The organism is Lentimicrobiaceae bacterium (assembly GCA_020636745.1).
Taxonomy (GTDB): domain Bacteria; phylum Bacteroidota; class Bacteroidia; order Bacteroidales; family Lentimicrobiaceae; genus Lentimicrobium.
Window position 1 is genome coordinate 128,438 of the sequence record JACJXH010000004.1, and the last position, 15,612, is coordinate 144,049.

The window sequence follows — 15,612 nt, forward strand, 5'->3', positions numbered from 1 at the left end:
AATCAAAAAGAAAAAAAATACGTTTCTTTTCAAGGCACTAAAATACAATTCTTTCCTTTGCTTTTACCGGTGAAATAAATCATCTTTGTATTGACATTACCTCAATGATTAAAAATAAAATCGCTTCATCTGGCAAACCTGAACATGAATAATGAAATCTGAAATCAGAATAGCAGACAACTCCAAAACCATTAATGATTTTATCAAGTTACCAGGCAGCATCCATGCCAGTCACACCAATTGGCTTCCGCCTTTGTATCAGGACGAAAGAGCTTTTTTCAATCCCCGTAAAAACAGAGCTTTTTCCTATTGTGACACAATTTTGGCAGTAGCATATGTTTCCGGCCGGCCCAGAGGCAGAATAATGGGCATTATTCATCGTGATTACAATACGTTGCATCAGGAAAAAACAGCCAGGTTTGGGTTCTTTGACTGCTATGAAGATTTTGAAGTTGCAACAGAACTTATTGAATATATCAAAGTATGGGCCATGCAAAAAGGAATGCAATGCTTAACCGGACCATATGGTTTTTCAGACAGAGATCCGCAGGGCTTTTTAATAGAAGGCAACAACGATGTTCCTCTCATTGATACCAATTGCAACCTGCCCTACATGACAGACTTCCTCACCAGGGCTGGTTTTGAAAAACTGATTGATTGTTTAACGTACAAGTTTGATATTCACTTACTCTTCCCGGAGGTATATAACCGAACACGACAACGAGCTGAAAGTGCCCATCGTTATCAACTTTTAGAATTTAAGTCAAAAAAAGAGCTCAAGCCATACATATTACCGGTCCTTCAACTTACCAATGAAACATATAGCCATCTATATGGCTTTTACCCTCTGAACGAAACTGATATGAAAGACCTGGCCAACAGGTATATGCCAGTTCTCGATCCCGAGTTTGTAAAAGTAGTTATGTTCAATAACGAGGTAATCGCTTATGTGGTAGGCCTGCAGAACATGTCGGCCGGTTTAAAACGCGCCAAAGGCCGGCTCTTCCCGTTAGGATGGTATCATATTCTGAAATCAATCAAAAAAGCCGAGCAGCTTGATTTAATGTTGGGCGCTGTCAAGCAAGAACAACAAGGTCTGGGCCTGGAAATCTGGATGGGAATGAAACTGCTTGAATCAGCCAAAAAAAAGGGAATAAAAACCATTGAAACGCACCTTATACTTGAAACCAACCTGAGAATGAGAGCTGTGCTTGAACGCCTGAATATTCCCATAGCTAAGCGATTCAGAGTATATACCACTTTTTTTAACCAGACAGGACAACCTGAAAATATTTAAAATTAAGGATACCCAAGGTCCGGTATATGCCCAAAAAAAGAGCGTCTAAAGAAACGCTCTTTCAACATATTACAAATTATCATCAACTATTCAGTATAAATTACCTTTTGCATAAACATCTTTCCGTCGTATACCATTCTCAAGAAGTAGACGCCCGGACTTGTTTTTTTATTATCGTTCAATGTACCATCCCAACTAAATGCATTTAATCCTTGTGGCAAATCTTCATTAACAAGTTCTGCGATACGTTTTCCGCTCAATTCATAAACTGAAACATTCACAAATCCCCTTTGAGGCAAATCAAAACTTACATTCACGTTATTACTGAATGGATTGGGAAAGGCCTTAAATCCAACAGAACTTTTCATATGTTCATCAATACCCACATTCAAAGGACTGTAATTGAGAACCATATTTTTGAAATACAGCTCATCCTGTACAGTTATTGAAACAACATCCGGTCCCTTTGTAAAAGTTACTGAGGTAGATGGTCCGGCTGCTCCACCATTGGCAGAATTCCGGCTGGTATACTCAACCCAAATCTGATAGGTTCCGTCAGGCACAAGATTTCCGGCTAAATCGCGGCAATCCCACGATATGGTATGCGTCTGATGATTAGGTAAAGTTGCTCCGGTGATAGCACTAACACTATTGTTACCTGAAGAAGCCATCCACTTTACCAAATGCTGCTTGCGATTATTGGCCATCACTTTACGTGAGATAATAAAATTCCCTTGTTCATCCTTTACCCATATTGCCAATACATTTTTGGGCGAATAAGTTGCACCGTTACTCACCGTCAGGACAGTAAAGGTAACTGTTCCATCTGTTGACAAGGTAGCATTTGCTGCCAGTGAAACACTGGAATTAAAAATCGGGCTTATAGCCAGAAGAAACAATGTTGAAAGAAAATTGTTTTTTTTCATAGTGTGAGAGCGTTATTTGTAATTACAAAGTTAGATAACTTAATTTGTTTTTCAGCCATTTTTCAACTATTACCAAACAAAAACAGACAATCTGAATGGCATGCGACAAAAAATAAGCCATCAACTGAATACAACATCCTAACCAAAGAAAAGGCCCGGGAACTGAAGATTTTTTGCTCAGGAATGAGGAATACTTCCCCGAAATGGGGAGGATCGCTTTTTTAAGGAGAGACCATTCTATAAGTCTAAACCGCAAAGGAGATATAAACAGTAAACAGAAGTAAACAGCAAGGGTAGAATCGGACACCACAAAAAAAATCCCCGGTTAATTCTAACCAGGGATTTCAATTAATTCAGAACCAAATTATTTGGCATATTTAAAATCTTTGCCTAAGTATCTGGCAGAACTACCAAGAATTTCCTCAATACGAAGAAGTTGGTTATATTTTGCAATTCTGTCAGTACGGCTGGCTGAACCAGTTTTAATCAGGCCTGTATTTAAAGCCACAGCAAGGTCAGCAATCGTAGTATCTTCTGTTTCACCTGAGCGATGACTCATTACGGCAGTATAACCATTGCGGTAAGCCAGATTAACGGCATCAATTGTTTCAGTAAGGCTACCAATCTGATTTACTTTAACAAGAATTGAATTGGCCACACCACGGTCGATACCCATTTGCAGACGCTTAGAATTAGTAACAAATAAATCGTCACCGACAAGCTGAATTTTCTTACCCATCACATCAGTCATCAACTTCCAGCCATCCCAGTCATCTTCAGCCATACCATCCTCAATAGAGATAATAGGATATTTATCAGTCCATGTTTTCCAATAATCTACCATTTGTGAAGGGGTAAGTTTATCGCCTGTAGATTTTTTCAGGTGGTAAACTTTTTCATCTTCAATCCAATATTCGGAAGAGGCAGGGTCGAGTGCCATAAAGATATCAACACCAGGTTTATAACCAGCTTTTTCAATAGCCTGAAGAATTACAGTAACAGCTTCTTCGTTAGATTTAAGATTCGGGGCAAAACCACCTTCATCACCTACGTTAGTAGAATAGCCGGCTTTTTTCAAAACAGATTTCAGGTTATGAAACACTTCAGCGCCCATACGGAGAGCATCACTAAAATTAGCAGCTCCTACAGGCATAATCATAAACTCCTGAAAATCGATGGCATTATCAGCATGAGAACCACCATTGATGATATTCATCATAGGAATAGGCAAAGTATTTGCATTTACGCCACCCACATAACGGAATAAAAACTGGCTTGATTCCTGGGCAGCAGCATTGGCAACAGCCAAAGACACACCCAGAATAGCATTAGCGCCAAGGTTAGCTTTATTAGGAGTGCCGTCAATTTCAAGCATTCTCTGATCAATTTCATTCTGTTCTGAAACCAGATAGCCTTTTAATTCTTCGGCCAACACTTTATTGACATTCTGAACCGCTTTAAGCACACCTTTTCCAAGATACATGCTATCGTCACCATCACGAAGCTCAACAGCCTCATGAACACCAGTAGATGCTCCGGAGGGAACAGCTGCACGGCCCATGATACCGTTAGTGGTATAAACATCAACTTCGATTGTTGGATTTCCGCGTGAATCAAGGATTTGGCGGGCAAAAATGTTAGCAATTGCGCTCATTTTCTTAATTTTAGATTAATATTAATTTAACTTAGGTCTGACAATTCATAAGGTTCAAAGCCGTGGTAAAACGGCATTGCAAAAGTACTCACAAACAAAATGAGGACAAAGTAAAAAATACTTTATCCTCATTAAAATTTAAACATTAATCTTATTCTTTAGTTTCTGAACTATCAGCAACTACATCTTCATTTTTTGTTTCAGCAACAGGAGCTGCGGCTGGTTTAGCTTTCACAGTGCGGCTACGACGAGTTGTTTTAGCTTTAGGAGCAGCTTTAGCGGCGAGGAGATTTTCATTAAAATCTACCAACTCCATCATACACATTTCAGCATTATCACCAAGACGGTTACCCGTTTTAAGAATGCGTGTATATCCACCGGGGCGGCTGGCTACTTTAACAGAAACTTCTCTGAAAAGGGTAGAAACAGCTTCCTTATTTTGCAGATAGCTAAAAACCATCCTTCTTGAGTGTGTAGAATCGTCTTTTGAACGTGTAATAAGCGGTTCAACATATGACCTCAATGCTTTGGCTTTTGCAAGCGTAGTATTGATGCGTTTATGAAGGATAAGCGAAGCCGCCATGTTCGATAACATTGCCTTACGGTGGGCGCTTGTTCTACCCAGGTGATTGACTTTCTTTCCGTGTCTCATTTCAATTAATCCTTATCAAGTTTATATTTTGCAATGTTCATTCCAAATTCCAGGCTCTTTGACTTCACCAGTTCTTCCAGCTCAGTAAGTGATTTTTTGCCAAAATTGCGGAATTTCAAAAGATCATTTTTGTTGTATGATACAAGTTCACCAAGGGTTTCCACATCAGCTGCTTTTAAACAGTTAAGAGCACGAACTGATAAATCCATATCAACAAGCTTGGTTTTAAGCAACTGGCGAATATGCAATGAAGTTTCATCGAACTCTTCAGCCACAGCTTTTTCTTCAGTATCAATGGTAATTTTCTCATCTGAAAACAACATAAAATGATGGATGAGAATGCGGGCAGCTTCTTTAAGCGCTTCTTTAGGTTGAATAGACCCGTCAGAAGTAATATCAAGAACAAGTTTCTCGTAGTCAGTTTTTTGCTCTACACGAAAGTTCTCAATGGTATATTTTACGTTTTTAATCGGAGTATGAATTGAATCTATCGCAATAGTTCCAATTGGAGCACCTGCTACTTTATTTTCTTCAGCAGGAACATAACCACGTCCTTTATCAATTGTAAGGTCAATGGTAAGTTTAACTGAAGGTTCCATATGACAGATTTCAATTTCAGGATTCAACACCTGAAAAACTGAAAGGAACTTATTAATATCGCCTGCAGAAAACACATCCTGTCCGGTAATCACAAGATGTACACGCTCACTGGTTTCACTCTCAAGTAGCCGTTTGAAACGGATTTTTTTAAGATTAAGGATGATATCGGTAACATCCTCTACCACACCTTTAATCGAAGAGAATTCCATATCAACTCCTTCAATTTTCAATGAAGTAATTGCAAATCCCTCTAGCGATGAAAGGAGAATCCTTCTTAAGGCATTGCCTATGGTAATTCCGAAACCAGGTTCAAGGGGTCTGAATTCAAACACACCCTTCGAATCATCAGCTTCGATCATAATAACCTTTTCAGGCTTTTGAAATGCTAGTATTGCCATATTTCTTCCTCTTGTGTAATGAACTAGTTGACCGAAAAATCATTATTTAGAATACAACTCAACGATGAGCTGCTCTTTGATATTTTCAGGAATATCTTCACGGGCAGGAAGGCTTGTAAGCTTACCGCTCAACAGGCTGCTATCCCATTCCAACCAAGCGTATGTGTTACGTTTAGCTGCAAGTGCATCCTGAATAACTTCCAATGATTTAGATTTTTCTCTAACACCAACTACATCACCAATTTTAACTTCATAAGAAGGTACATTAACTACACTTCCGTTTACAACTATATGGCGATGGCTAACCAGCTGGCGAGCTGCATTACGTGAAGGAGCAATTCCTAAACGAAATACCATATTATCCAGTCGGGATTCAATAAGCTGAAGTAAAACCTCTCCGGTAATACCTTTTTTACGGGTAGCTTTGTGGAAAGTATTCTTAAATTGTTTTTCCAGAATTCCGTATGTATATTTAGCTTTCTGTTTTTCCTGAAGCTGAGTACCGTATTCTGAAAGTTTTTTACGCCTTTTTGAATTTCCGTGCATTCCCGGTCCATAGTTTTTCTTTTCGAAATACTTATCCGGACCGTAAATCGGATCTTTAAACTTGCGTGCAATTTTGGTTTTTGGACCTATGTACCTGGCCATAATTGATTGTTATTTTATGATCATTTTGTTTTTATCTGAACCGCCATCGCCTATGGTAAAACAAACATCCTGCGAAAGTGTACCATGGCGTCAGTTGAGGGTAATATGTATTATACCCTTCTTCTTTTTGGAGGACGGCAACCGTTGTGAGGCAATGGAGTAACATCCATAATCTCGGTAACTTCAATACCTGCAGAGTGGATGGTACGGATAGCAGATTCTCTGCCGGAGCCAGGGCCTTTAACAAAGACCTTCACCTTACGAAGGCCCATATCGTAAGCCACTTTTGAGCAATCAGTTGCAGCCATCTGTGCTGCATAAGGAGTGTTCTTTTTTGAACCTCTGAAGCCCATTTTTCCTGCTGATGCCCAGCTTATAACCTGACCAGTATTATTGGTGAGTGAAATAATAATGTTGTTGAACGAAGCAGTAACGTAGGCACGACCGATTGGATCAACCTTAACAACTTTTTTCTTTGATGTTTTAGCAGTTTTTGCCATAACAATTTTTTTTCGACAATTCGTTTCGTTAAAATTCAGGGTTAAGCATTAACTCTTAACCTTTTGTTGCTTTTTTCTTGTTAGCAACGGTTTTCTTTTTACCCTTACGGGTACGGGCATTGTTTTTTGTACTCTGTCCACGCAATGGAAGACCAAGACGATGCCTGATACCACGGTAGCAACCAATATCCATCAAACGTTTGATGTTGGTCTGAACCTCTGTACGAAGTGCGCCTTCTACCTTGTAAGTATCTCCAATGATTGTACGAATAGCGTTCTGCTCATCATCGTTCCAGTCCTGGACTTTTTTATTGAAATCAATACCTGCTGTCTCCAGAATCTTTTGCGCTGAACTGCGTCCGATTCCGTAGATATAGGTAAGGCCTATTTCACCTCTTTTGTTTTTGGGTAAGTCAATACCAGCAATACGTGCCATATATTGTTTTATTGTTTGAAGTTAAAATCAATTATCCTTGCCTTTGTTTGTACTTGGGGTTCTTTTTGTTGATGATGTACAATCGCCCCTTCCTTCTGACGATTTTACAGTCAGGCGTTCTCTTCTTGACAGATGCTCTTACTTTCATTTTCCAGGATTGTTTGTTATTTGTATCTGAAAATTATTCTTCCTTTGCTTAGGTCATAAGGCGACATTTCAAGCTTTACCTTGTCTCCTGGTAAAATCTTTATGTAATGCATCCTCATTTTCCCTGAAATATGGGCTGTAATGATATGCCCGTTCTCCAGTTCAACACGAAACATCGCGTTACCTAATGATTCGGTAACTGTTCCGTCCTGTTCTATCGAAATTTGTTTCGCCATTTATTTTCTTTTAGTTCTTGTTTGAAGCCAGTACTTTTTCTATCTCATCAAATGAAGATAAGATTTCGGTTTCCCCTTCCCTGATTGCTATTGCATGCTCAAAATGCGCTGATGGTTTCCTGTCTGATGTTCTGATAGTCCATCCATCCTTCTCTTGTACAACATGCCTTGTTCCCAGGTTAATCATTGGTTCTATGCAAATGACCAATCCTTTTTGAAGCATAGTCCCCACTCCCCTCTTTCCATAATTCGGAACTTCAGGTTTTTCATGCAGATGTTTGCCAAGACCATGTCCGACTAAATCACGCACTACAGAGTAACCAAAGCTTTCAACATACGATTGAATCTCAAAGCCAATATCGCCAATGCGTTTACCAGCTTTTGCTGCTTCGATACCCCGATATAGCGATTCTTTGGTTCGTTCCATCAGTAATCTAACTTCTTCAGGAACTTCACCAACTGCAAACGAGTAAGCCGAATCACCATAAAAGCCATTCAGTACAACACCACAATCGACCGAAACAAGGTCACCCTCTTTTAACTCACGATTACCGGGAATTCCATGTACCACCACATCATTGATTGAGATGCATAAAGTATTGGGGAATCCGCCATAACCTTTGAAAGCGGGAACAGCCTTATGATCTCTGATAAAAGTTTCGGCTATCCTGTCAAGTTCCAGTGATTTTACTCCGGGCCTGATATTTTTTGCTACTTCGGCAAGGGTTTTACCAACAAGTAAAGAACTCAGTCTTATTAATTCAATCTCTTCGTCTGATTTGTAATGAATCATTCGTTCTGGCTTAAACTCCAAGTATTAACCCATGTTTACTGACGAACGTCCTTTGATGCGACCTGATTTGGTCAATCCATCATAGTGCCTCATCAACAAGTGACTTTCAATTTGCTGGAGTGTATCCAATACAACACCAACTAAAATCAGCAATGATGTTCCTCCGTAGAAGTTGGCAAACTGAGCAGTAACTCCGATTTTTCCGACCAACGAAGGCATAATTGCAACAAATGCAAGAAATATTGAGCCAGGCAATGTAATTCTTGACATAATCTGGTCAATAAATTCAGCAGTTTTCTTACCAGGTTTAACACCGGGAATAAAACCGTTGTTCTTTTTCATATCCTCTGCCATTTGATTAGGATTAATAGTAATGGCAGTATAGAAGTAGGTAAAAACAATAATCAAAATTGCGAATACAAAATTATACCAAAATCCGTGAACATTTGTAAAAGTTGCAGCAAATCCTGATAAAGCTTCTGATTGAGCAAATCCGGCCAGCGTTAATGGCAGAAACATAATAGCCTGTGCAAAGATAATAGGCATAACTCCTGCAGCATTCACTTTAAGCGGAATGTATTGTCTAACTCCACCGTATTGTTTATTTCCTACAATTCGTTTGGCATATTGAACGGGGATTCTTCTTGTTCCCTGAACGAGCAGGATGCTGACAAGAATAACACCGATAAGTACAGCAAGTTCAACGATAAATATTACTAATCCACCACCTTTCTGTTCCATACGTGAAACCAGTTCACCAAAGAGTGCAAAAGGCAGACGGGCAATAATACCAATCATAATGATAAGTGAAATACCATTACCAATACCTTTATCTGTAATTCTTTCACCTAACCACATTACAAATAGTGTTCCTGAGATAAGAATGATAACAGAAGACACCCAGAAGAATGTAGAAGGAGAAGTAACAGCAGGATCAAAAGGTGTTATTGCCTGAGCAGGTAATTGCGAAATTAGGTTGGCAATATAACCCGGAGCCTGAAAACCTGTAATAAGCACAGTAAGGTAACGGGTAATCTGATTAATTTTCTTTCGTCCACTTTCACCTTCTTTCTGCAATTTCTGGAAATATGGGATAGCCATACCCAGAAGCTGCACCACGATAGATGCAGAGATATAAGGCATGATACCTAATGCAAAGATAGAAGCATTAGAGAAAGCCCCTCCGGAGAACATATTTAGCAATCCGAGTAATCCACCAGAAGTTTGATTCTGCAGATTAGCTAATTGATTTGGGTCTACTCCCGGCAACACTACATAAGATCCAAGCCTGTATAAAACTACAATACCTATTGTATAAACAATACGCTTGCGCAGCTCGTCAATCTTTGAAATGTTCCGAATAGTCTGAATTAGTCTTTTCATCTAAAGTTTAGATTTTTATTGCCTGACCACCATTTGATTCAATAGCTTTAACAGCAGAAGCTGAAAAGCCGTGAGCTTTAACTTCGAGTTTGGCTGTAAATTCGCCACGACCAAGAATTTTAACTTTATCATTCTTAGAAGCCAGACCATTCTCGATGAAAACATCCATATCAATCACTTTTATATTTTTAGAAGTAGCCAGTATCTGCAAAACATCGAGGTTAACAGCGCGATACTCAACACGATTGATATTGTTAAAGCCAAATTTAGGTAAGCGTCTGTAGATAGGCATCTGACCACCTTCAAAACCAAAGCGCCTGCTATAACCTGAGCGTGATTTCTGACCTTTATGTCCACGGGTAGCAGTACCACCGCCACCTGATCCTTGTCCACGCCCAATTCTTTTTGACGATTTTGTTGAGCCTTGTGCCGGTTTAAGATTACTTAAATCCATAATGTCTTTCCGATTAACTTAGTATATTAATTAGATTTCTTCAACTTTCAGTAGATGGTTGATCTTAGCGATCATACCTTCAATCTGCGGGGTTGCAACCACATCAACAGGTCTGCCCATTTTAGAAATACCTAAGGCTTTCAGTGTGCGTTTCTGACGTTCGGGCTGTTTAATTCCGCTTTTTATCTGTGTAACTCTCAGTTTCTTCATTTTTCTATCTTTTAAAGCTCGTTAATTAGCCATTAAAAACTTTATTCAGATCCACACCACGAAGCTGTGCTACAGTATAAGCATCACGCATATTAACAAGAGCGTCAATGGTAGCTTTTACAACACTATGAGGGTTAGAAGATCCTTTAGACTTAGCAAGAACGTCTTTAACACCAACGCTTTCGAGAACAGCGCGCATAGCACCACCAGCGATAACACCGGTACCAGGAGAAGCTGGTTTCAGAAACACAAGTGCTCCGCCATATTTACCCAGTTGTTCATGTGGAATAGTGCCTTTCAGAACAGGTACTTTTACCAGATTTTTCTTGGCATCGTCAACGCCTTTTGCGATGGCAGCAGTTACTTCTTTAGCTTTACCAAGGCCATAACCTACGACTCCGTTTTCATTTCCAACCACAACGATAGCTGAAAAACTAAAAGTACGACCTCCTTTGGTAACTTTAGTAACCCTCTGTATACTTACCAGCCTGTCTTTGAATTCAATTTCGCTGGATTTAACTCTTTTGATGTTTGCGTTTGCCATTTCCATTAAAATTTAAGGCCTCCTGCTCTGGCTGCTTCAGCCAGGGATTTGATTCTACCATGATATAAGTAACCGTTGCGATCGAAAACTACTTTTTCGATGCCTGCCTCAATTGCTTTTTGGGCTATAAGCTGACCAACCAGTTTAGCCTGTTCAAGTTTTGCAATCGGGGTTCCCGAAATCTCAGGAGTACGTGACGATGCAGAAACAAGGGTTTTGCCTTCCAAATCATTTACAATTTGAGCATAAATCTGTTTATTGCTTCTGAATACTGTCAACCGCGGCTGCTCAGGCGAACCGGAAACCACTTTCCGGATTCTGAGTTTAATCCTGTGCCTTCTGTATTCTTTTCTGTTCTTAATAGCCATCCTTGTGTGAGGAATTTACCCCGGCTTAAACCGGGAGTGATTTATGTTTAATATTATTTGTCAGATGCTGATTTTCCAGCTTTCTTCTTAACAACCTCGCCCATGAAGCGAATACCCTTGCCTTTGTATGGTTCTGGCTTGCGTAAAGAACGAATCTTAGCTGCAACCTGACCAATCAGCTGTTTATCGTGCGATTTCAGTGTAATGATTGGGTTTTTACCTCTTTCAGTAACAGTTTCAACTGAAACTTCAGCAGGCATTTCAAAGAAAATGCTGTGCGAGTAACCGAGTGCTAACTCGAGCAACTTACCGGTAGCAGTCGCTTTATATCCGACTCCAACCAATTCCTGAACTACAGTAAAACCTTCAGATACACCTTTCACCATGTTAGCAAGTAACGAACGATAAAGTCCGTGTTTTGATCTGGCTTCCTGACTTTCATTTGCCCTTCCAACCAATAATTGATTTCCTTCTACCTGAACGGTAACATTAGAATCAACCTGTTGTGTAAGAGTTCCGAGTTTTCCTTTGATGGTAACCAGGTTCGTTTCCGAAACCGAAATTTCCACTCCGGCGGGGACAACAACTGGCATTTTTCCTATTCTCGACATCGTATTAAATCTCCTTTAGTTAGCTGATGTAACATAAAACTTCACCACCGATTTGAAGGTTTCTTGCTTCTTTATCGGTCATCAGGCCTTTGTTGGTTGAAAGTATAGCGATACCCAAACCATTAAGCACCCTTGGAAGTTCATCGGCGCCAACATAGCGACGCAAACCGGGTTTACTTACCCTTTCAAGACTTCTGATTGCAGGAATCTTAGAAACCGGGTGATATTTCAACGCGATTTTTATGTTTCCAGGCAAAGACTCATCCTCAAATTTATAATTGAGAATATAACCCTTATCAAATAAAATCTTGGTTATTTCCTTCTTCATGTTAGATGAAGGGATTTCCACGATCCGGTGGTTTGCCATTACGGCGTTCCTGATACGGGTCAGGTAATCTGCAATAGGATCTGTTACCATTTTATCCTTTGATATTATGATTAATTTGTGTTATTTTCTTACCAGCTGGCTTTTTTCACACCCGGAATCAGTCCTTCTAAGGCCATGAAACGGAAATTAATACGTGAAACTCCAAACTGACGCATATATCCTTTCGGACGGCCAGTTAATTTGCAACGATTGTGCAAACGTACAGGTGAAGCATTTTTCGGCAATTTCTGCAGTCCAATAAAGTCACCTGAAGCTTTAAGTTCAGCGCGTTTGGCTGCGTATTTTGCAACAAGGCGCTCTCTTTTGCGCTCTCTTGCTTTCATTGATTCCTTGGCCATATCTTATTTCTGATTTTTGAACGGTAAACCAAACTCTTTCAAAAGTGCCAGACATTCTTTGTCTGTGCGGGCTGTAGTTACAAAGGTAATATCCATACCATTGATTTTAGCCACTTTGTCGATTAAGATTTCAGGGAAGATAATCTGTTCTGTTACACCCAGTGTATAGTTTCCACGACCATCAAATCCTTTTTCATTAATCCCGCGAAAGTCTCTGATACGTGGGATTGCTACAGAAACCAATCTGTCGAGAAATTCGTACATATTATCACCCCTTAAGGTTACACGAACACCAATGGGCATTCCCTTACGCAACTTAAAGTTGGAGATATCTTTTTTAGATTTTGTAGCGACAGCTTTCTGCCCTGTAAGTGCAGTAATTTCGTTAACGCCTGCATCGATAAGTTTTTTATCGGCAATAGCTGTACCCAAACCCTGATTTACACTAATCTTCAGCAATTTTGGAACCTGCATTACAGTTGTATATTGGAACTGCTCTGTCAGTGCCGGAATAATTTCCTTGGCGTATTTATCTTTTAAGCGTGGTGAATAGTTCATTACTTGATTACCTCCCCAGACTTTTTGGAATAACGTACTGATTTATTAGTTTTGGTGTCAATCTTACGGCCAACGCGGGTTGGTTTACCGGAGTTGTCAACTACCATAAGGTTTGAGATGTGGATTCCAGCTTCCTGTTTTACAATTCCACCCTGAGCATTTTTAGCATTGGGTTTGGTGTGTTTTGAAACCAGGTTTACACCTTCAACAATGGCGCGCTGTTTTACAACATCAAGTTCAAGAACTTTGCCCTGCTTACCTTTTGAGTCACCAGCAATAACCTTCACGGTATCGCTTTTCTTAATATTTAATTTCGTGCTCATAGTCTGTTTTGTCCTTTACAGCACCTCGGGTGCTAATGAAACAATCTTCATGTATTGCTTTTCGCGCAATTCCCTGGCTACTGGTCCGAAAATACGGGTACCTGACATTTCACCGGCATTATTGAGCAATACTACAGCATTGTCATCAAACCTGATGTAAGAACCGTCGTTGCGACGAATTTCTTTTTTTGTTCTGACAACCACTGCTTTGGCTACCGTTCCTTTTTTAATGTTTCCCGAAGGAATAGCACTTTTAACGGCAACTACGATCTTATCGCCTATAGAGGCATATTTTTTACGTGTTCCACCCAGTACCCGGATGCACAGAACTTCTTTAGCTCCGCTGTTATCAGCAACCGTAAGACGTGATTCCTGTTGTATCATAATTACTTCGCTCTTTCAATGATTTCGACTAATCTCCAGCATTTATTTTTGCTCATCGGCCGGGTTTCGGCAATGCGAACGGTGTCGCCGATGTTACACTCATCATTTTCATCATGAGCTGCAAATTTGGAGGATTTTTTTACAAACTTTCCGTACTTGGGATGTTTCTCACGGCGCTCAACCTGAACGACGATTGATTTTTGCATTTTATTGCTAACAACAACCCCAATTCTTTCTTTTCTCAGATTTCTGGTTTCCATAGCTTATACGGTTATTGATTGTTAACACCAGCCAGCCCTTTAGCAGCTTCCTTCAATTGGCGTGAGCGCAATTCAGTAATCATGCGTGCAATGGTTCTGCGATAGGTTTTGATTTTATTGGGATTTTCAAGAGGCGAAACAGCATGGTTAAGCTTAAGCTTGTTAAGCTGCTTGCGTTCTTCATCAAGCCGTTCAATAATTTCGGCTGTTGAAAGCTCTCTAATGACTTCTTGTTTCATCGTTCGTTATATTGATTCTTCAACGTAATCTCTTCTTACCACAAACTTCGTTGCCACAGGTAGTTTCTGAGCTGCCAGCCTGAGGGCTTCTTTTGCAATCTCCATGGGTACACCTTCTGCTTCGAAGATAAGACGTCCTGGGCTGATGCGAGCCACAAAATATTCAGGAGCTCCTTTACCTTTACCCATACGGACTTCAGCAGGCTTCTTTGTAACAGGTTTGTCAGGAAATATGCGAATCCAGATCTGTCCTTCACGTTTCATGTGACGGCTAACTGCCTGACGGGCAGCTTCAATCTGCCTGCCGGTAATCCAGGCTTCTTCCAGGGTTTTGATACCGAATGAACCAAATGAAAGTTCTGCTCCACGCTTGGTGTTGCCTTTCATTTTGCCTTTCTGCATTTTCCTGTACTTGGTTTTCTTTGGCTGTAACATTATTATCGGATATTGATCGTGTTGTTGTTACTCTTGTTTTTTGCAATTATTTCTTGGGTCCCCTGGTATTGCGGTTACCACGTGGCGGCCTGTTGTTGGGTCTTTGTGGCATAGACTTTTCGCGTGGATTGCCTGTACCTGCAGCTTCAACATTAGGTGTAAGTTCAACTTTACCGTATACTTCGCCTTTACAAATCCAGACTTTTATACCAATTCGTCCATAAGTTGTATGAGCTTCTGCTATTGCGTAGTCAATATCAGCACGAAGTGTATGTAAAGGAATACGGCCTTCTTTTATCATTTCGCGACGGGCCATTTCAGCTCCGGCTAACCTTCCTGATATAAGAACTTTGATTCCTTCTGCTCCGATGCGCATGGTTGAAGCAATAGAAGTTTTGATAGCACGACGATAAGAAATCCTGCCTTCAATCTGACGGGCAATCGCATTTGCAACGATTACGGCATCCATTTCAGGGCGTTTAATTTCTGAAATATTGATTTGAATCTCCTTTTTGGTGATTTTCTTCAACTCTTCTTTCAGCTTGTCAACTTCCTGACCACCTTTTCCGATAATGATACCCGGGCGGGCGGTATGTATTGTTACGGTAACGAGTTTCAGTGTGCGTTCGATTACTATTTTCGAAACACCAGCCTTCGACAAACGCGCATTCAAATACTTACGAATCTGGTCATCTTCAACCAGTTTGTTTTCGAAATGCTTGCCACCATACCAGTTGGAGTCCCATCCTCTGATGATGCCGAGCCTGTTACCTATTGGATTTGTCTTTTGTCCCATTCAACAAATTATTATTTGGTTTTTAAGCCTGATT

26 protein-coding genes are annotated in these 15,612 nt (G+C 40.2%); 1 reads left to right on the top strand and 25 read right to left on the bottom strand.

The window, feature by feature from the left end; all coding sequences use genetic code 11:
* Positions 1–151: 151 nt before the first annotated feature.
* Positions 152–1,297, top strand: coding sequence for a hypothetical protein (locus H6541_07775; GenBank protein ID MCB9015677.1), 1,146 nt, complete (start codon positions 152–154; stop codon positions 1,295–1,297).
* An 86-nt stretch (positions 1,298–1,383) separates the two neighbouring features.
* On the opposite strand, the gene H6541_07780 is transcribed toward H6541_07775, so the two are convergent.
* The 25 genes from H6541_07780 to rpsC form a co-directional block, all read right to left on the bottom strand.
* A complete protein-coding gene (locus tag H6541_07780; protein ID MCB9015678.1) occupies positions 1,384–2,223 on the bottom strand; it encodes a DUF2271 domain-containing protein in 840 nt (279 codons plus the stop codon).
* 364 nt (positions 2,224–2,587) lie between these two features.
* Positions 2,588–3,877, bottom strand: coding sequence for a phosphopyruvate hydratase (gene eno, locus H6541_07785; GenBank protein MCB9015679.1), 1,290 nt, complete (start codon positions 3,875–3,877; stop codon positions 2,588–2,590).
* Positions 3,878–4,028: 151 nt separating this feature from the next.
* Positions 4,029–4,529 (bottom strand): 50S ribosomal protein L17, encoded by a 501-nt coding sequence (gene rplQ / locus H6541_07790; GenBank protein ID MCB9015680.1) that lies wholly within the window; start codon positions 4,527–4,529, stop codon positions 4,029–4,031.
* Positions 4,530–4,534: 5 nt separating this feature from the next.
* Positions 4,535–5,527 (bottom strand): DNA-directed RNA polymerase subunit alpha, encoded by a 993-nt coding sequence (locus H6541_07795; GenBank protein ID MCB9015681.1) that lies wholly within the window; start codon positions 5,525–5,527, stop codon positions 4,535–4,537.
* A gap of 42 nt (positions 5,528–5,569) precedes the next feature.
* Positions 5,570–6,175, bottom strand: coding sequence for a 30S ribosomal protein S4 (gene rpsD, locus H6541_07800; GenBank protein MCB9015682.1), 606 nt, complete (start codon positions 6,173–6,175; stop codon positions 5,570–5,572).
* 110 nt (positions 6,176–6,285) lie between these two features.
* Positions 6,286–6,675, bottom strand: coding sequence for a 30S ribosomal protein S11 (gene rpsK, locus H6541_07805; GenBank protein MCB9015683.1), 390 nt, complete (start codon positions 6,673–6,675; stop codon positions 6,286–6,288).
* Between the two features lie 55 nt (positions 6,676–6,730).
* Positions 6,731–7,111, bottom strand: coding sequence for a 30S ribosomal protein S13 (rpsM, locus tag H6541_07810; GenBank protein MCB9015684.1), 381 nt, complete (start codon positions 7,109–7,111; stop codon positions 6,731–6,733).
* A 31-nt stretch (positions 7,112–7,142) separates the two neighbouring features.
* Positions 7,143–7,259, bottom strand: a complete 117-nt coding sequence (rpmJ, locus tag H6541_07815; GenBank protein MCB9015685.1) for a 50S ribosomal protein L36 — start codon at positions 7,257–7,259, stop codon at positions 7,143–7,145.
* Positions 7,260–7,275: 16 nt separating this feature from the next.
* Entirely contained in the window at positions 7,276–7,494 is a 219-nt protein-coding gene (infA, locus tag H6541_07820; protein MCB9015686.1) for a translation initiation factor IF-1, read from the bottom strand.
* Positions 7,495–7,504: 10 nt separating this feature from the next.
* Positions 7,505–8,287: a type I methionyl aminopeptidase gene (gene map / locus H6541_07825; protein ID MCB9015687.1), complete on the bottom strand. Its 783-nt coding sequence runs from the start codon at positions 8,285–8,287 to the stop codon at positions 7,505–7,507.
* A gap of 24 nt (positions 8,288–8,311) precedes the next feature.
* Entirely contained in the window at positions 8,312–9,670 is a 1,359-nt protein-coding gene (gene secY, locus H6541_07830) for a preprotein translocase subunit SecY (protein ID MCB9015688.1), read from the bottom strand.
* A 7-nt stretch (positions 9,671–9,677) separates the two neighbouring features.
* Positions 9,678–10,124 carry a 50S ribosomal protein L15 gene (gene rplO / locus H6541_07835; protein ID MCB9015689.1) on the bottom strand — a complete coding sequence of 149 codons (447 nt, stop codon included), beginning with the start codon at positions 10,122–10,124 and terminating at the stop codon, positions 9,678–9,680.
* A 30-nt stretch (positions 10,125–10,154) separates the two neighbouring features.
* Complete coding sequence (gene rpmD, locus H6541_07840) at positions 10,155–10,334, bottom strand: 50S ribosomal protein L30 (protein ID MCB9015690.1); 180 nt, start codon at positions 10,332–10,334, stop codon at positions 10,155–10,157.
* A gap of 25 nt (positions 10,335–10,359) precedes the next feature.
* Positions 10,360–10,878: a 30S ribosomal protein S5 gene (gene rpsE, locus H6541_07845; protein MCB9015691.1), complete on the bottom strand. Its 519-nt coding sequence runs from the start codon at positions 10,876–10,878 to the stop codon at positions 10,360–10,362.
* A 5-nt stretch (positions 10,879–10,883) separates the two neighbouring features.
* Complete coding sequence (gene rplR / locus H6541_07850) at positions 10,884–11,246, bottom strand: 50S ribosomal protein L18 (protein ID MCB9015692.1); 363 nt, start codon at positions 11,244–11,246, stop codon at positions 10,884–10,886.
* Between the two features lie 53 nt (positions 11,247–11,299).
* Positions 11,300–11,857 carry a 50S ribosomal protein L6 gene (gene rplF, locus H6541_07855; protein ID MCB9015693.1) on the bottom strand — a complete coding sequence of 186 codons (558 nt, stop codon included), beginning with the start codon at positions 11,855–11,857 and terminating at the stop codon, positions 11,300–11,302.
* A gap of 19 nt (positions 11,858–11,876) precedes the next feature.
* Complete coding sequence (rpsH, locus tag H6541_07860; protein MCB9015694.1) at positions 11,877–12,275, bottom strand: 30S ribosomal protein S8; 399 nt, start codon at positions 12,273–12,275, stop codon at positions 11,877–11,879.
* 38 nt (positions 12,276–12,313) lie between these two features.
* Positions 12,314–12,583, bottom strand: coding sequence for a 30S ribosomal protein S14 (gene rpsN, locus H6541_07865; protein ID MCB9015695.1), 270 nt, complete (start codon positions 12,581–12,583; stop codon positions 12,314–12,316).
* Positions 12,584–12,586: 3 nt separating this feature from the next.
* Complete coding sequence (gene rplE / locus H6541_07870) at positions 12,587–13,141, bottom strand: 50S ribosomal protein L5 (protein MCB9015696.1); 555 nt, start codon at positions 13,139–13,141, stop codon at positions 12,587–12,589.
* Positions 13,141–13,464, bottom strand: a complete 324-nt coding sequence (rplX, locus tag H6541_07875; GenBank protein ID MCB9015697.1) for a 50S ribosomal protein L24 — start codon at positions 13,462–13,464, stop codon at positions 13,141–13,143. The genes rplE and rplX overlap by 1 nt, the downstream gene beginning before the upstream one ends.
* Positions 13,465–13,479: 15 nt before the next feature.
* Entirely contained in the window at positions 13,480–13,848 is a 369-nt protein-coding gene (gene rplN, locus H6541_07880) for a 50S ribosomal protein L14 (GenBank protein MCB9015698.1), read from the bottom strand.
* Between the two features lie 2 nt (positions 13,849–13,850).
* Positions 13,851–14,108 carry a 30S ribosomal protein S17 gene (gene rpsQ, locus H6541_07885; GenBank protein MCB9015699.1) on the bottom strand — a complete coding sequence of 86 codons (258 nt, stop codon included), beginning with the start codon at positions 14,106–14,108 and terminating at the stop codon, positions 13,851–13,853.
* Positions 14,109–14,119: 11 nt separating this feature from the next.
* Positions 14,120–14,347: a 50S ribosomal protein L29 gene (gene rpmC, locus H6541_07890; GenBank protein MCB9015700.1), complete on the bottom strand. Its 228-nt coding sequence runs from the start codon at positions 14,345–14,347 to the stop codon at positions 14,120–14,122.
* A gap of 6 nt (positions 14,348–14,353) precedes the next feature.
* Positions 14,354–14,782, bottom strand: coding sequence for a 50S ribosomal protein L16 (rplP, locus tag H6541_07895; GenBank protein ID MCB9015701.1), 429 nt, complete (start codon positions 14,780–14,782; stop codon positions 14,354–14,356).
* A 46-nt stretch (positions 14,783–14,828) separates the two neighbouring features.
* Positions 14,829–15,578 carry a 30S ribosomal protein S3 gene (gene rpsC, locus H6541_07900; GenBank protein MCB9015702.1) on the bottom strand — a complete coding sequence of 250 codons (750 nt, stop codon included), beginning with the start codon at positions 15,576–15,578 and terminating at the stop codon, positions 14,829–14,831.
* Between the last annotated feature and the right edge of the window lie 34 nt (positions 15,579–15,612).

Excerpts from the sequence above, each read along its gene's own strand:
- infA (MCB9015686.1), bottom strand. The coding sequence starts at position 7,494 with ATGGCGAAACAAATTTCGATAGAACAGGACGGAACAGTTACCGAATCA.
- rpsC (MCB9015702.1), bottom strand. The coding sequence starts at position 15,578 with ATGGGACAAAAGACAAATCCAATAGGTAACAGGCTCGGCATCATCAGA.
- rplX (MCB9015697.1), bottom strand. The coding sequence starts at position 13,464 with ATGAGCACGAAATTAAATATTAAGAAAAGCGATACCGTGAAGGTTATT.
- secY (MCB9015688.1), bottom strand. The coding sequence starts at position 9,670 with ATGAAAAGACTAATTCAGACTATTCGGAACATTTCAAAGATTGACGAG.
- rpsQ (MCB9015699.1), bottom strand. The coding sequence starts at position 14,108 with ATGGAAACCAGAAATCTGAGAAAAGAAAGAATTGGGGTTGTTGTTAGC.
- rpsN (MCB9015695.1), bottom strand. The coding sequence starts at position 12,583 with ATGGCCAAGGAATCAATGAAAGCAAGAGAGCGCAAAAGAGAGCGCCTT.
- rpsK (MCB9015683.1), bottom strand. The coding sequence starts at position 6,675 with ATGGCAAAAACTGCTAAAACATCAAAGAAAAAAGTTGTTAAGGTTGAT.
- eno (MCB9015679.1), bottom strand. The coding sequence starts at position 3,877 with ATGAGCGCAATTGCTAACATTTTTGCCCGCCAAATCCTTGATTCACGC.
- rpsM (MCB9015684.1), bottom strand. The coding sequence starts at position 7,111 with ATGGCACGTATTGCTGGTATTGACTTACCCAAAAACAAAAGAGGTGAA.
- rplF (MCB9015693.1), bottom strand. The coding sequence starts at position 11,857 with ATGTCGAGAATAGGAAAAATGCCAGTTGTTGTCCCCGCCGGAGTGGAA.
- rplN (MCB9015698.1), bottom strand. The coding sequence starts at position 13,848 with ATGATACAACAGGAATCACGTCTTACGGTTGCTGATAACAGCGGAGCT.
- rplR (MCB9015692.1), bottom strand. The coding sequence starts at position 11,246 with ATGGCTATTAAGAACAGAAAAGAATACAGAAGGCACAGGATTAAACTC.
- rpsD (MCB9015682.1), bottom strand. The coding sequence starts at position 6,175 with ATGGCCAGGTACATAGGTCCAAAAACCAAAATTGCACGCAAGTTTAAA.
- H6541_07775 (MCB9015677.1), top strand. The coding sequence starts at position 152 with ATGAAATCTGAAATCAGAATAGCAGACAACTCCAAAACCATTAATGAT.
- rpsH (MCB9015694.1), bottom strand. The coding sequence starts at position 12,275 with ATGGTAACAGATCCTATTGCAGATTACCTGACCCGTATCAGGAACGCC.
- rplE (MCB9015696.1), bottom strand. The coding sequence starts at position 13,141 with ATGAACTATTCACCACGCTTAAAAGATAAATACGCCAAGGAAATTATT.
- rplO (MCB9015689.1), bottom strand. The coding sequence starts at position 10,124 with ATGGATTTAAGTAATCTTAAACCGGCACAAGGCTCAACAAAATCGTCA.
- rplQ (MCB9015680.1), bottom strand. The coding sequence starts at position 4,529 with ATGAGACACGGAAAGAAAGTCAATCACCTGGGTAGAACAAGCGCCCAC.
- map (MCB9015687.1), bottom strand. The coding sequence starts at position 8,287 with ATGATTCATTACAAATCAGACGAAGAGATTGAATTAATAAGACTGAGT.
- rpsE (MCB9015691.1), bottom strand. The coding sequence starts at position 10,878 with ATGGCAAACGCAAACATCAAAAGAGTTAAATCCAGCGAAATTGAATTC.
- rpmJ (MCB9015685.1), bottom strand. The coding sequence starts at position 7,259 with ATGAAAGTAAGAGCATCTGTCAAGAAGAGAACGCCTGACTGTAAAATC.
- H6541_07780 (MCB9015678.1), bottom strand. The coding sequence starts at position 2,223 with ATGAAAAAAAACAATTTTCTTTCAACATTGTTTCTTCTGGCTATAAGC.
- rpmC (MCB9015700.1), bottom strand. The coding sequence starts at position 14,347 with ATGAAACAAGAAGTCATTAGAGAGCTTTCAACAGCCGAAATTATTGAA.
- rplP (MCB9015701.1), bottom strand. The coding sequence starts at position 14,782 with ATGTTACAGCCAAAGAAAACCAAGTACAGGAAAATGCAGAAAGGCAAA.
- rpmD (MCB9015690.1), bottom strand. The coding sequence starts at position 10,334 with ATGAAGAAACTGAGAGTTACACAGATAAAAAGCGGAATTAAACAGCCC.
- H6541_07795 (MCB9015681.1), bottom strand. The coding sequence starts at position 5,527 with ATGGCAATACTAGCATTTCAAAAGCCTGAAAAGGTTATTATGATCGAA.